Below are 15638 nucleotides of genomic sequence, written 5' to 3'. Positions count from 1 at the left end.
GCGAAGTTGCTGCCTCTTGCTCATGAGGGCTTTGCTGAGATTTGCTTTCTCTTGTACAATCTCAGCGAAAAAAAGCCTGATTCTATCCCAGAGGGAGCAAAATGAGGGAAAGGCATTGGCCACCCCCAAGAGCGGTCCCCCCAAAAAGGGAGTACCTTGACGGGGGATGCCGGAAGGGGGGCTTGGGGGGAAGAGCGGCGGGGGTGGCCCAAGCCCACACATTTTTTATGAAAGAAAAAAGCCAGCGACTGACATCCCTATCCCTCACTGGAGATATGTGCCTCATCGCTGGCTTGTCCCCGCCGAATATCGGCCTACACAGCAGGCGGGGTTTCTTGAATAAAAAATTATACTTCTTTACATACTATGCTGATATTTTTTATAAATTTTTTCTTGCTCTACATCTCCACATACAAAATATATTTTTTCTAATATCATTAATCTCTTTCCTCAATTTTAAATCTTTTAAATAATTTTCATACATTTTTTCTGTAGATAATTTAAATAACTCAATTTTTTTCCCTTGGAAAATTTCAAAAGAAACTTCTCCTATATAACTATGTTGTGTTTCTTCTGTTGGAAATAAAAAAGCATTATAATATCTACTTTTTTCAATACCTACTTTTTTATAGTATGCTCTATATGATTCTTCATATAAAAATTGTTTACTTATATCTCCTATACCAGGAGCACTATTTTTTAGTTTTCCTTTTTCATCAAATTCTGTTTCATAATATTTAGCATCATATATATGTAGATTATCATTTTCTTCAAATACAATATCTGGAATAAAAGAACTCCTGTAATTATCTTCTCCATTATCAACAGATTTCCAAATAGGCTTAGGAATTTTTTCTCTAAGAGTAGAATTGTGCCCTAAAACATTTTGACAAACACTTTCCCAAATTGAATGATAAGATTTAGTTCCATAGATATTAATATCTTCGTAAATACTGTGTACTTTTTCTTTTAAAATACTTTTCATTAGTTTTAAAAGATTTATTTTTCTTTCAGAAAAGCTTTCTCTTAATTCTAAATCTATCTTATAAATCTGGTGCTCTTCATCTCCTATTAAATCTCCATCAAAATGAAAATCAAATTGAAAACCATCCAATCCAAATTTTCTAAACTCTTCAAAATATGAGGCTGCATCTGTTAATAATTTTTTTTGGATACTTCTAATATAGTTCTCTTGTTCTTCTTCAATATCATGAGTATAATAATTTAGATAAATTGGATTTTTTAGAGTATTGAAATGATTGTCTAACTCATCTATTGTTTTATCCCAATCAATCTCTTCCATACCACAAATTGTATGTACATGTCTTTCATTTTCATATAATCCATATTCAATAAAATCATCAATTAAACTTTTATATAATGAAAACAAATTTAAATATTCTTCTTCTTCGTCACAATCTTTTTTCAATAATGAGCTGTCAGTTTTTTTATCTTCGTTTTTTTTATTTTTTTTACTTGCATATTTTTCAAATACTTTAAAAATATTTTTTATATATTTTGCATATTCATCTTGCTTTTCTTTAACCCTTTCATAAGGATCTTCTTTATATTTTGGAAAAACTATAACTATACAATCTGTTAAAGCAATCATTCCTACAAATCTAAAACTTATACTTTGATTATCTCTGACAACTATATTACTTTCCATTAGCTTATTTAATATCTCACTATTTTCAAATCGGAAACATTCATCTAAAGCATATTTTTTTAACTCTTTAAAATATAATATTTTCATAGCAATCTATTCCCATTCTTGTATATCTAAGCTAGCTAAAAATTCGTCTGAATAGATGCATTTTCCTGTTTTATATTTTTTTACTAATTGAGAAAAACTTAATATATCTTCTGTAAATAATTTTCTTCTAACACTTATTTTATGCTTTAAAACATCATCAAATATATACATTAAAAGTTTATTAAGATATGGCGACTCATCTATCCAATATGAATCCTCATTCTCTCCTGCATCTTGTGTAAACTGTAATGGATTTATAAAAAATGGAGCAATTAATCTATCTTCATTTATTCCATTTTCTAGTAAAAAAATATTTAATTTTTCTCTAAAGTCATTCCAAGAAGCAGACTTAGGAATTCTTTTAATATTTTTCTCATCTGCATAAAACTCTAAATCAATAAGATATTCTATTGTTTCATCTCCAAATTTATCCACATTATCATTAAGCCCTATATATTCAAAATTCCATCTTCTTTTAAAAGCTGTATCAAGAGGGTAAACTCCTTGATCCGCATTATTCATGGTTGACCAAATATATAAATTACTTGGTAATGATAATCCTTTTCCAAAATACTCTTGATATTGACTTTCATCTTCAAATTGTTCTTTTAAATATTTTTCCACTTCTGTTGATATAGTTATAGGATATTGACTTTGACCAGTTTCATTTCTATCTAAAAGCTGAAATATATTTCCAAAAACTCTATCAGCTTTAGCTCTATTTATCTCTTCAATTATTAAAAGAAAATTATGGTCTAGATTTTGAAGAGCTTTAACTAAAGTTGTCATTAATGGTCCTGGAACATATTTATATATAATATTTTCTGAATTATTTTCACTAGGAACTGGTTTATATGTTCCTACAAATTGTCCATATGTATAGCCATCATAAAATGTAACTCTTTCAATTGGATTTATAATTTCCTCTATAATTTTAATCTGTTTACCATTATTTTTTTCCAAATCTACTAGTGGGGCGAACATATCAATTCTAGTTCCAGTTATTTTATGAATTGTTGCACTGTATCTTCTATTCGAGTAAGCTTTCTCTTCTTTTATAAGCCAATTAACATCAATTTTACTTCCATCATTATAGTTTTTTATAACTATTCCAAGAGCTCTAACTACTGTTTCATTTGTATGTCTATTTAAAGTCTTAATTCCAATATAATCCCCAGATTTAATCTCTTTTACTTTATTTAAAAATTTATCCTCCCAACCATTTTGCCAATAACCATTTTTTATAAATTCATCTAACTTATTTTCAGCTCCCCAAAAAGCTCCAACTAACCAATATTGTCTATCAATTGTATTATCATTTGCATCTGAATCTATAATAGTTTGTTCTATGATAATATCCTTAAATGTCTCTTCGCTTTCTTTTTTTAACATATAACTTTTTCCAGTTCCAGGTGCACCGTATACAATTCTTTGATATTCCATTTTTTCCCCCTTTTTAGAATTCTTTTCTACATTAATTTCTTTTTTATTTTTTTTGAATATTTCTATAAACTTTCTTATTTCGTTTGATAATGTTTTTAACATTTCAGGCCAAATTTGTTTATTATGAATATCAAAATTAAATGTTTTACAAATTGTACTCGGTTTTCCTTTTCCAAAATTCCATTCTAAAATTCCACCAATTTGTTTTTCTATAGTTATTCTTTTTTCTTTATAAAATTCGAACAAATTTTTTTCATCTTTAATATAAAGTTTAATTGTTATTAATTTTTTACTATCTGAATGTACTATATAAATATGATAATGATCTTCTTCAAATTTAATATCTACTCCATTTTCATGACGTTTTAATATTTTATAATCTAAATATATTTTTCTTAATTCATCCCAAAATTCAAGCTGTAATATTTTTAAATTTGTTAATCCATTATTTTTCCAATCTATAATTTTTTGAATAGCAGCAGATAAACCTCTTGGCCCATAAGCCATATTTATTGCATATAATAATTGATCTCCTTTTACTAAAATTTTTTCTTTTAAAATTTTTAATTCATTAATTGATAATTCTTCTATATTTCTTTTTAAAAGATATGGATATTCTTTTTGTAAATACTTCTTATAATCATATATTCTTTTTGTTTTAATATCATACTTCCAATTTATTTGTTCAGATAATATTAATTCAACTTTTTCTTTTTCTCCTCCATCAGGATAAAATTCATTATTATTTAAAAAAGAATAAAATTTTTCTATTGATGATAAATAAGTTGGTTTCAAATTTTCTGATTTAGATGTTTGGTCTAAATAATCTTCAAATTTCATTTTTGCCTCCAGAAAAACTTGTTTATATCCCAATTATACATAAATAAAAAATAAATTTAAAGATAAAATATATTTATTGCTAGATTAAGAAGGCAGCTCGGCTCGCCTTAGCTAGTCCGTTGTTTACGGCGGCCTCGCTTTGTGGCCGGGGCCCATCCCCCGCCGGCGTCGCTCCAGATGTTTTTTTAGCACAGGCCGGTCCTGGTAATTTTTCAAAAAAACATCTTTCGCTGGCATCCCCAGTTAAGGTACCGTTTTATTTTAGTCGCCTCTTGGGGGATGGGTCTCTACTCGGTCTTAGGACCTCGTGCCCACGGCCACAGCCACATAATCTCGTAACTATGAATGGCATATCATCTATCATAACTTTTTAAAAGTTTAGGCGGAAATAAATTCCTCTCTCCTCCAACTACAATCTCCGCCATACAAAAAAAGTCCGCGTCGCGAACTTTTTGTAAATTACAATAATCAGAATACTCTCTAAATTAAAAAAAACTTTCAACAAAAGATAACCACTTAAAAGATAAAATCTTTAGAAAAATTTTAAGTCCTAAATAATCTTAAACAATTAGTATTTTTCATAGACTTTTTAGATCCTTGATTTTTATTTAAAATAAGGTATACTCTAGTATTAATATTATTTTGACTTGTTATTTAATTTTTTTAGTTGAGCACTTTTGAAAAGTATTTTTTGATGATAACCCAAATTTTATTTAAATCAAAATTTTATTTTTCTATTTTTAAAGAATTACTAAAAATAACTAGGGGGATACAGTGAATTTAAATACTAATTTTTCTACACAACAAAGCATTAGAAAAAATTTTACCTTTGGAGCGACAAACTTAAAAACAATTTTATATTATGAAAACATTACGTCCAATCTTATTGACAACATCTCTTATTCTAATAAAGTTTTTGTTAATAGACTTGATGATGACAATACAATCATTGGAAGGGAAGCTTCTCAAAATCTTTTAGAATCTATTAAAACAATAGGTTTAATAAATCCAATTTACCTTTTAGAACAAAGTAAAAATAACTATATTATTATTAGTGGCTGGAGAAGATTTTTAGCTTTAAAAGAGCTTTATAAAGAGGAAATAAATAAAATTTTTTATCAAAAAGCTATTATTTTAAAAAAAGAAACTCCTTTAAAAATATTACAACATATATCTATAGATGAAAATACTCAACGAAAAGATTTATCAATTCTAGAACTTAGCTATATGTTTAATAAATTATCCAATACAAAAGGTATTAAAGTTGACGAATGTCTAAAACAATTTAATATCGGTAAAACCAAATTTCATATAATAAAAAAAGCCATTGACTTTCATCCATTAATTAAAGATAAAATCCTAGAAGATGTTGGACCTGTTAAAGCTAATGTTTTAAATAAAATTTTAATAAAATTATTAGTATTGTATCCTGAAAATGAAGCGCACTCTCTTCTTTTTACTTATTCTTCAAAATTTAAAGAGGAATTAGATATAATTTTAAAAAATTTAGAAGATAATCTAAATCATAAAAATGATATTTTTGAAATAAAAAAAAATAACAAAGTAACTATTCTTAAAATCAAAGAAGATTTAACAGAAGAACACCATTTGAAAATTAAAATTTTCTTTAAAGAATTATTAAAAAAATAAATTAAATGAAGATTTTAACTCTTCGTTATATTAGGTGAATATATGAATAATAATTTAATTCAAGTTATTGAAATTGGAGCAAAAACTTATTTGAGCACTATTCCTGTTGGAGGTACTCTCATTACATCTGTATGGGATTCTGTAAAAAATAATAAAATAGAAACTAGACAAAAAGAATGGAAAAACATGATTGAAAATAAATTATCTAGCTTGGAAATCTCCTTAGAAGATATTGGAAATAATGATAAATTTACAACTTATATTCTAAAAGCAACGGAACTGGCAATAAAAACAAGATTCAAGTTAGATAATTTAATATTACCTTAACTTGAAGGTTTACACAAATATTTAATTAGACCCAAAACTTTACTTGGCTAATGCTTTAATTAATTCTATTAATATAGATTTTGATGAAACTACTAGGCTTATTTTTTTAAATTTAATAGAAGAGTATACTGATTTACATATGATTATTTTAGATTTCTTTTCAAACCCTCTAAAATTTTCCTCTGTTAAAAATAGTAATTTGTATATGGGATCTCCAATGAAATTGTTTTATGATGAATATCCAAATTTTAAAGCCAAAGAAAATTTAATATCTTTAATTAATAATAAGCTATATCTAGATGGGCTTTTGAGTTCTAATTCATTGAATACAACCATGACCAGTGATGGCGCAAAAGGAAAACAAACCACCGATTTAGGAGATCAATTTTTAGAGTTTTTTAAATAAAAGAGGAAGAATCCTTTTTGATTCTTCCTCTTTTAAGTTTCAAATTTAATTATAAATTCTGTGTACTTATCTTCACAATATTCCACTAACTCTTCTTTAGACATATTTTTATTATATAAATATTCTACAAATATATTTCCAACTAAATTTTCATATTTTTTTGTTTTTAGAGGTAACTTTTCATAATGTAAAATTTCTTCTAATATTTCTACTATAACTTTTGTCTTTTTATCTGGATCATTTAATTTAAATTTTGAAATATGGCTATCTATATATTCAATATCTTCAAATTCATGATTAATATTATCTTGAGGTTCAAACTCTAAAGAAGTTAAGTCATAAATAATTCTGTAATCTTTTATTCCATATGGCTGTAAAATAATTTTTTCAAGATTATCTGTTTTCATTTTCTGAATATATTTTTCGATTGCCTCCTCATATTTCTTACATTTTTTATTTTTACATTTTTCTTTATCACATCTTAAATATTTTATTGATATTTTTCTTTTAGCCTGTTCTTTTTTTTTACTAGAACCATTACATTCACCGCATGCTATTGCTATATTATGATGACATTCAGCTAATTTTTTATTGAATTCTTTTTCTATTGTATGCTCTAACTCTGCATCACTTAAACGACCATCTACTTTAAGTTTTTTATAACAATACATACAATAATCTTTTGATATTTCTAATAATAATTTCTTTAAATTTTCTCTCCCATTTCCTCTGCTATATCCATATTTTACACCTTCTTTAAACTTTGTATTAGTAAAATTAGGTAAAAGTAAATTTTCACTCATTTTTTCCCCTATCAATCTTTTAATAGTTTATCTAATATTTTTGATAACGCTGGATTTAATTTAGTTTTATCAATTCCTCTACATTCTTTATAGTCTTCTTCAGTCAAAGTTCCATTTTTTCTTTTTATTAAAAATTCCCTTATAATTCGCTCTGCATTTTTTTCTGAACTTGTTTTTTTATCATTAAATAAATTTAAGTATATTTTTCTTACATCATTAGGTGTTTCAAATTCGCTTAAATCTTGTATTTCTACAAAATCTTCATCTAATATTAATAAAATTCCCTCTGAAACACTGGAGATAAATTCAGGAGAATGTGTTGTCATTATAAATCTTAATTCAGGAAAGTTTTCTTTTAAAAATGGAAAAATATTCTCCTCATTTTTAGGAGAAAGAAACTCATTAACTTCATCAATTATTATCTCTTCAGCTTTCCAATAATTTGCATAGATTATTTCTAAAAATAGTCTAATTATAGCTTGGTATCCATTTGATAAATTTTTATGTTTTTCATCATCTATATATATTTCCATTTTAGGTCTTCCACCTGGAGATTTTCCTATTACTTCAAGTTTTAATTCAATTTTTTTATCTAAATATTTTTGAATTAACCTAAGAAGATCATCTTTAAAAAAACTATAAACTTGTTCTATTTCTAAAATTGTTTGAGAAAAACTATCAGATAAATTAAATACAGTTCTTTCGAGTCTTTTTTCCAAAACATTTTCTAATGTTGGAATAGTATCTTCCTTTATTTTTTCTATTTTTATATTATCAACATTAAATTTTTTATTATGTGCATCTATAAAATGTATTTTTTTATCACTACTTTTTATATATTCATAAATTATATCTGTTTTTCCAATAGAATTATCTCCTATAATTACAATATCTTCTTTTGAAGATATTATTTGTTTTTTCCCTTTGTTTATTTTTTTATCATAATTACTCATTATTTGCCCCTATATACTCTTTTACTATTTCATAAACTTTATTTAATCTACGTTCTACTTTTGATTTTGAAGAAGAACCAGCTCCTATACAATCTTTATAATCATCATTATTTTCTATTTTTTTTATCAATTCTGATGTTATTGTATATTTATCTTGTATTTTTGAGTCAACTATATACAAACTTTCTAGTAATAAATTATCTATTTTTTTCTTATATTTAATTTTATCAAAAAATGCTAAAATTTTATTTTCGTATTTTTTAACTTCTTCATCTTCAAATGACATTGAAATTTTTGAAAAATCATTTAATAATTTTGGATAAGAATTTTGAAATGTATTTATTTTTATTTCCTCACCATTTTCTAATTTTTTCCTATGCTTTTCTAGACTAAATTTACCATCTACAAAATTAAACATATACTCTGTTGCAATAAACCTTAATAGTAGTTCTATATCTCTTCCTCTATTATGTTTTGCTCCATATATATTTCTCCAAGTCTCATTATTCCTATCATTAATATCATGTAGCATGTCGTAGAAATTTGAACGATATATTCCATCTCTTAATTCTTGATTTTTTAATGGTTCTCCACCTTGATTCAAATTTCCAAATATATTATAATAAACCTCTTCTTTATTCTCTGTATTTTGAACTAAAATTTCTATAATTGTGATTGGTCTAAAATCTACTAGTGCTTTGATTTCTGGAGCTAAAGTTAAATAATTTATATCTTCTATTTTTTTTCCAATTGTTCTTAATTTATAACTAGTTTCTTTCAATTTAAATTCTTTTGCTAATTTATCAATTAAAATTTCTTCTGAGCTTCCTATTTTTTTTTCTTGAAGAATATTTTTTAAATTTTTTGTTTTATTTTTTTCATCTTCATTTTTTGAATCACCTTCGATATCGATATACATTCCTTTGCTGTATAAATAGAGACTCATTAATCTTTGTTGTCCATCTAAAATAGCAAGTTGATTATTATCATTTCTATATGCATATAGAGGTGGAATTGGCATACCTCTTATTAATGAAATTGCTAAATTTTCTATTTTCTCTCTAGACCAAACATAATTTCTTTGACTTTTAGGAATTACAAAATAACCTTTTTCCAATTGAGACATTAAACTTGAAAATGAAACTTGACTTGTTATTTCTCTTACATAAACACCTGTATCTACATAATTATAAACTTTATTTTCTTCTAATATTTCAGCTATATATGAAATTAATTTGTTATAATCATTTTCTGTATATTTTATTACTCTTTTTCTACCAAAAATCCATTCCCATTCATCTGTTTTAATTAATATTTTGAATCTATCATTTTCAATTTCAATATGATCTTTTCCTCCTAATAATATATAATATTTATCATTTTCTTTTCTAAATTCAATATTATTCTCTTTTATCCAATCCAAAATCTTTTCTTTCATTATTTTCTCCTTTCAGATCTTAAATACTTTTCTATAATATTTTTTAAGTTTATTTCATTATAAACTTTAACTCCAAAATTTTATTTTTCTCTTACCCCAAAATTTCTTGTATTTTCATCAAATATTTTTGAAGTTCTTTTTTTTCTTTTTCTTTTAATCCCTCAACTTTTTTATCAATATCTATAAAAAGTGTATTGTAATTTCTAAAATCAAAATCTACTATATCTGTATATTCTATTCTTTCAGAAACTATTGTTTTATCTTTTAATCGATTCATAACTTCTTCATAAGTTGCTCCACTATTTATAATATTTATATATTCTGACCTGTCTTCTTCAGAATAAAGCATATCTATATATTTTTGTGGCATTATAGCTATAGATTCTTTATTATTTACAAGAGAATATAATTCGTATCTTTTTCTATATCTTAGAGCTGTTTTTTTATTTACTCCATTTAATTGTAACCATTTTTCATATAATCCATCATACTTACTTCCAGATTTAGATAATTTATCAAAAACAGATGTAAAAATCTCACCAAGTGAAATAGCATTTTTTATTTGTAAATTAATTAAAGATGTTGTTTTAGATATTAACATATCTGTAATCTCTTTATCATCTGTTAAATTTCTAATTAAATCTAAATTTACAATTGAATCTATTTTATAATTCTGTTCTTCTTTCTTTCCATTCGTCTTATCAATTGAATTTTGAATCATATTTTTAATCTCTAATCTAACTTTACTCACTAATTTCCCTCCTTAAAAAAAGCTAGGGACAACTTGTCCCTTGCTTTTAAATTACTTTTAATATTTCTAAAAATATATTTTGAACTTTTTTTGCTGCTGCGTTATTATATTCCCAAATAGTTTTTCTATTTTGAATCATTAACTCTATAAAAGTTAAGCTTTCAATTGGTTCAGTAAATAATATTGGAGTTCCATCCAAATCATTTTTTAATTCTGTATAGTTAGTTTTATGAACTGATGAGGATGATTTATATCTATTTGTTACTATTGCTTTAACTTTAGTTACATCTATAGTTTTTAAAAGCTCTAAAATACTTTCTGTTGTCAATTCATCAGCATATGATGGAATTATAATATCATCTGATAATTCTAAAAATATTTCATCTATTTTTAGTGTAGGAATACTATCTATAAGAATATAATCAAATTCATCTTTAATTCTCTCAATAAATTTAACAATTTCCTTTAAAAATTGATTTGAGAACTTAACATCTTCCAGGGGTAAAAAATATAAATTAGTTCTTAGTCTAAAATATTCTCCATCTTTTTTTAAAACTTCAGCTTTAAGACCTTTTTTAAAAGTTTTATCTCCTTTAAATAAGAAATTAAATACATTATTTTGTGGATCTGATGTTAATATTAACACTTTTTTATCACCATAAGCTAGGCCAGCAGCTAATTGTGTTGTAATAAAAGTTTTTCCAACACCACCTTTATTATTTTTTATTGTGATTACTTTTCCCACTTTTAAATTTCACCCCTCATAATCTTTAATATAATAGATTTTTTAGATAATTCAAATGCTCTTAATTGTGTTTGATTTAATTTTTCTACTTTTATTTCTGCTTGATAAAATTCTTTTGCTCTTTCTATAACACTTTTTTTTATCTCATCAGAGAGATTTTGAAATAAATTGTATAATCCTTCAATTTCAGTATTTTCACTCAAAATTTGAGAATTTATATTTCTTTCAGTTTCTAAATATTCTAAAGTTTTTTCTAATTTTTTATTAATATTTTTTTTATTATTTTCTTTTATAATTATAATTTTTTCTATATGCTCATTACTTTTAATTTTTTTCTCTAAATTCCAAGTAAATTTAATATTTGAAATACTTCTTCCACTTCTTAATGTATCATAATTTAATCCTGGAATAAATTCTTGGATATCTCCTGTTATTTTTTTTAAAAGTCTCAAAAATTCTTTATTAGGTTTTGTTTTATCATATCCTACTATTTCTTTTAAAAAATCTATCTGAAATATTTCTTCGGGATTAGCAATTTTATAATTATCAGCTTTATTTTTATATCTAACTATTAATAAATAAAGTTTTCTTGCATATTTACCATTTATTCTAAATACTTTTTCAATATCTAATATTGTAAAATTCCCTATAATCTCTTTAATAAAAGATATTAAAAATGGATTAACAAAGCAATTAAAAACTCTTTCCTCTGAATTAGGAAGAATTGAATAAAAAGGAACATTGTCTATAATATCTCCTTTTTTCCCCAAACGTACACCTTTAGTTGAAATTAAATCATCTACTAACGTTGTTTTTATGCTCTTTTTATAAAAGTTTTCAATTAAAGATTCTAATTCTTTTGAAGTGTAATTTTTACCTAAAAATAGGTTTGAATATTTTATTTGAAAAAATGCTTTCTCATCAACATTATCTAATTCATTATTTTGTATCTGTCTACATAGAATTAAGAACAAAGCTAATTCTGCTTCATTATAGTCATTTATAAAGGCTGTTAACTCATTTCTTAGAGTCAATTCTTCCATAAATTCCTCCTCATTTTTTATTATTAATACATTATACTTTAATAAAAGTGCATTTGTAAAGTGTAAAAAACACTTTTAATATACACCTTTTCCCTAAACTTACACTTTAAATTCCCTAAATACACACTCAAATCTCCCCAAAGTTACACCTGAGTTCCCTAAACTTACACTATGAGCTCCCTAAATATACACTTTAAAGTTTGAAAACTATCTTTAATTAAAGGTTTTAAGACTACGTAATATAATTATATAATATAAATAATAATAAAATACATTTTCCCTAAACTTACACCTATAAAATATCTTATTAAAAATGGAGTAATAAATTTATTTGGTTATTTTTTAATAAAAATTTTTATACTATATGTAAATTTATATTTTTGTTAGTTATAATTTTAATAAAAATATTATTTCTTTTTTTATACTAAATTCTAAAATATATATTTAATATTGTTATTATTAAAAAAGTGTATTTACATTACATAAATATCTAATAAAAAATGTGTTTTTGATACATTTTTTATAAAAATTAATAAATGTTATTTTTATATTGAATTTATTTAAATTTTTACATTGTATATAGTTGTTTATATTGTAAATATTGTTATATTGTTATGTACAAAAAAAAACGTCAAAAAACACCATTTCGACCATTGATTTTATTGAGGTTATATAGCTTTTTTTCAATGACTATTACTGGGGACTACTTTGACTATTACTGGGGACTACTTTGACTATTACTGGGGACTACTTTGACTATTACTGGGGACCTTCTTGACTATTACTGGGGGTTACTTCTAAAAAAGAGTTGACTTTTTGTAAAAAAACAGGTTAAAATAGGGGAAATAACTACTATTGGGTTGTTGTTTAGGGTAAAAACAGCTTTTTTTTGCAAACTAGTCCCCAGTAATAGTTAAAAAAAAGACAACTTCTATTTTAAATTTTTAGGGGGATTAAAGTGAAAAAAAATTTAGTGAAAAAAACTAATGATGTTTGGTGGCAAGAAACCATAGATACTCCAGAAACAGAGTATATAGAGGAAAATTTCTATGTGGAAGAATCATTTGTTAAAAATAAAGAGTTAATAAGAATGGAAATGAATTTGATTCAACTTCCAATTTTTTCCAAGAATACAAAACGTAAAGTAAATCAAGTTGTTAAATATTTTTTCAATAGTAATCGTGACACTTATATAACAGTTACCCCAACAGCAGGTAATTATATTCCTGGAGAGATGGAGGAAAAAGTATTTATTGCACTGATGCAAATTATGAAAGAAAAAGGTATGCCGAAACAATTTGTAATTTCTGGAGCAAATTTAAGAGATAAATTGAAGTTAAATACAGGAAGATATGCAGATGCTATTAAAAGTTCTTTGCTGAGATTATCTGAGACTAACTACAAATTCAAAAATACAATGTATTCTTCTGAACTTAAAGGAACTATAAACAAAGAGGTAAGTACCCCTATTTTAACTTTAGAAATAATCACTTTATCTTTAAAACAAAATGAAAAATATAGAAAAGTTTTTGATGATAAGAGAATAAGAGAGGTTTATAAAATAAGTATAACGGATCATTTCTATAGCAACATTATTCAAAAGGGATATATGGTATATAATTCAAGAATACTTTTAGAGATATCTACAAGTACAGCTAGAACAATTTATATGCTTATAGAAAAACTTAGATTTGAAAAGACAGAATTAAAAATAGACACTATATTTTTAATTAAAAGAATCCCCTTAAAATTTGACAAGCAACATTTAAGCCAAACCATGAAAACCTTAAAAAGATCTTTTAGTGAACTTAAAAATAAAAATTTGATAAAGGATTTTAAAATAATAAAAGAATCGACTTGGGAAAAATCAGAGATTGAAATCTTCTTTCATGAAAAGTCTAAAGAGGATAAACAACAAAGATTTTTTGAAGATAGAAATGATTTCAGAAAACTATTAACAGAAACAACAGTTAGTGACACAGAGCATGAGATGATAGAGGATGCTGAAATTGTTGAAAAGAGTACTCCTATACAATCTACAGTAGTTGTTACTCAAGAGATGATTGATAAAATTTTAGGACTTATGCCAAGTAAAGCAAGAACATTAAAGACAATGCCTAAAACTATAAAAGATGCGATTATCCAATACGGGTACTCCAAAGTTGAGGCAGTTGCTATATACATGAAAAAAAATAAAGTTGAAAAGGTCAGAGCGTACTTTATTAAAGCTTTGGAGAACAATTGGTGTGAAGATGAGGCTATTGTAATACAAACGCCTAAAAAAGATGTTTTAGACATTTCAGAGGAGTTTTTAAATAAAGATGAGACACCAAAAAATTATGAAAGAGAGTTAGAATATTTTTCAGCTCTGTCATCTGAGGAAAAAGATATACTCCAAGAAAAAGTTTACAGGGCATACATAGAAGAGTGTGGCCAAGAAACTAAAATTCAAAAATTAGCCTTTAATGCTGCTAAGAATAGATTGATAGCTGAATATATTTTAAAAAATAATCTTCTAAAAAGTGAGAAACCAAAAACAGTTGTTGAAGAGACTCCAAAGGAAAAAGATGTGGATTTAACTTTAATAGATGATATAAACTATTATACTAGCTATATAACTAGAAATGTTGAGCTTTATAGAGATATTTTTAGCCTTTCAGAAAAGCGGATAAAAGAGATTAAAAAAGAAACTTTATTAGAATTAGGAGCTAAGATTATCTCTAAAAATATAACTTTGGAAGAGATAAATGAAGTAATTGTAAAAAAATTAAAATAATTATTCAACCATGAAAAAGAGAGAAACTACTGTTTCTCTCTTTTATTACTTACAAATTCTATTTCAGAGTGATTAATTATCCTAGGTTTAGGATATGTCATCTCTTCTCTTGGTTTTGGTTTACTTGAATTACTATAAAGTGTATGAGTGTTGTTTACCGCCAAAAGCGTACCAAGTAGATTAAAAATTGCATAGATCAGTTTATACACTTTTGTGCTATTTGCCCACATGACTATTCCTCAGGAGCATTTTCCATAAAGTAGTTAAAAGCCATCAGCTCAGCCTTTTCTATCTCAATTCTATCTAAAGAGTTTTGAGATATTTTGATCTCTTTTTCAATTCCATCTTTCCACTCAGAGTAACTTCCATATGGATTATCACTTGGAAAAGGTTCTCCATCCTCTTGCAGTTGTTCAATGTGAGTTAAAGCAGCCCTATCATCAGCAAGTTCTTTAAGATAAGCTACCTCTCTTTCAATACTTTTTTCCGTTTTAGCAATAACTCCTTCTAGTGCTATTTTTGCTCCAACAATTGTCATGGACATAAACATCGACCTCCATTTTTTTATTTAGGGGTCCCGTCAGGAAAACGCGGAATAACAACGCTAAGGATTTTCCTGACCATCTATGACCCCTTTATTTTCAATACTTTAATCTATATTTAGCTCTCTTAAAAATTCTAAAGAAGTAGTACAATCTGAATCAAAT

The 15638-nt window shown here is 25.4% G+C and carries 14 protein-coding genes; 4 read left to right on the top strand and 10 right to left on the bottom strand.

The window, feature by feature from the left end:
- Window positions 1–379 precede the first annotated feature (379 nt).
- Window positions 380–1756: an LlaJI family restriction endonuclease gene (locus ACRC8M_RS07590; protein ID WP_438528585.1), complete on the bottom strand. Its 1377-nt coding sequence runs from the start codon at window positions 1754–1756 to the stop codon at window positions 380–382.
- A gap of 6 nt (window positions 1757–1762) precedes the next feature.
- Window positions 1763–4039, bottom strand: coding sequence for a DUF4268 domain-containing protein (locus ACRC8M_RS07585; RefSeq protein ID WP_438528584.1), 2277 nt, complete (start codon window positions 4037–4039; stop codon window positions 1763–1765).
- A gap of 774 nt (window positions 4040–4813) precedes the next feature.
- Here ACRC8M_RS07585 and ACRC8M_RS07580 point away from each other — a divergent pair.
- From ACRC8M_RS07580 to ACRC8M_RS07570, 3 genes are all read left to right on the top strand, one after another.
- Complete coding sequence (locus ACRC8M_RS07580) at window positions 4814–5689, top strand: ParB/RepB/Spo0J family partition protein (protein WP_438528583.1); 876 nt, start codon at window positions 4814–4816, stop codon at window positions 5687–5689.
- Window positions 5690–5731: 42 nt separating this feature from the next.
- Complete coding sequence (locus tag ACRC8M_RS07575) at window positions 5732–6016, top strand: hypothetical protein (RefSeq protein WP_438528582.1); 285 nt, start codon at window positions 5732–5734, stop codon at window positions 6014–6016.
- Between the two features lie 139 nt (window positions 6017–6155).
- On the top strand, window positions 6156–6422 hold the full coding sequence (locus ACRC8M_RS07570; RefSeq protein ID WP_438528581.1) for a hypothetical protein: 267 nt from the start codon (window positions 6156–6158) through the stop codon (window positions 6420–6422).
- A gap of 32 nt (window positions 6423–6454) precedes the next feature.
- On the opposite strand, the gene ACRC8M_RS07565 is transcribed toward ACRC8M_RS07570, so the two are convergent.
- The 6 genes from ACRC8M_RS07565 to ACRC8M_RS07540 form a co-directional block, all read right to left on the bottom strand.
- On the bottom strand, window positions 6455–7225 hold the full coding sequence (locus tag ACRC8M_RS07565; protein WP_438528580.1) for a hypothetical protein: 771 nt from the start codon (window positions 7223–7225) through the stop codon (window positions 6455–6457).
- 11 nt (window positions 7226–7236) lie between these two features.
- The gene (locus ACRC8M_RS07560; protein WP_438528579.1) at window positions 7237–8178 is read right to left on the bottom strand and encodes a hypothetical protein; all 942 of its coding nucleotides are present in this window, start codon (window positions 8176–8178) and stop codon (window positions 7237–7239) included.
- Window positions 8171–9616, bottom strand: a complete 1446-nt coding sequence (locus tag ACRC8M_RS07555; RefSeq protein WP_438528578.1) for a DUF262 domain-containing protein — start codon at window positions 9614–9616, stop codon at window positions 8171–8173. The genes ACRC8M_RS07560 and ACRC8M_RS07555 overlap by 8 nt, the downstream gene beginning before the upstream one ends.
- A 91-nt stretch (window positions 9617–9707) precedes the next feature.
- Window positions 9708–10367: a hypothetical protein gene (locus ACRC8M_RS07550; protein ID WP_438528577.1), complete on the bottom strand. Its 660-nt coding sequence runs from the start codon at window positions 10365–10367 to the stop codon at window positions 9708–9710.
- Window positions 10368–10413: 46 nt separating this feature from the next.
- Complete coding sequence (locus ACRC8M_RS07545) at window positions 10414–11112, bottom strand: ParA family protein (protein WP_438528576.1); 699 nt, start codon at window positions 11110–11112, stop codon at window positions 10414–10416.
- A 2-nt stretch (window positions 11113–11114) separates the two neighbouring features.
- Entirely contained in the window at window positions 11115–12155 is a 1041-nt protein-coding gene (locus tag ACRC8M_RS07540; protein ID WP_438528575.1) for a replication initiation protein, read from the bottom strand.
- 958 nt (window positions 12156–13113) lie between these two features.
- Here ACRC8M_RS07540 and ACRC8M_RS07535 point away from each other — a divergent pair.
- Entirely contained in the window at window positions 13114–14931 is a 1818-nt protein-coding gene (locus ACRC8M_RS07535; RefSeq protein ID WP_438528574.1) for a hypothetical protein, read from the top strand.
- Window positions 14932–14957: 26 nt separating this feature from the next.
- On the opposite strand, the gene ACRC8M_RS07530 is transcribed toward ACRC8M_RS07535, so the two are convergent.
- Window positions 14958–15161 (bottom strand): hypothetical protein, encoded by a 204-nt coding sequence (locus ACRC8M_RS07530; protein ID WP_438528573.1) that lies wholly within the window; start codon window positions 15159–15161, stop codon window positions 14958–14960.
- A 2-nt stretch (window positions 15162–15163) separates the two neighbouring features.
- Window positions 15164–15475, bottom strand: a complete 312-nt coding sequence (locus ACRC8M_RS07525) for a hypothetical protein (protein ID WP_438528572.1) — start codon at window positions 15473–15475, stop codon at window positions 15164–15166.
- Window positions 15476–15638 lie beyond the last annotated feature (163 nt).

The sequence above is a fragment of the Cetobacterium sp. genome, from assembly GCF_051653945.1.
Lineage (GTDB): Bacteria > Fusobacteriota > Fusobacteriia > Fusobacteriales > Fusobacteriaceae > Cetobacterium_A.
The sequence above is the reverse complement of the archived record's forward strand: the minus strand, read 5'-3'. Positions and strand labels throughout refer to the sequence as shown.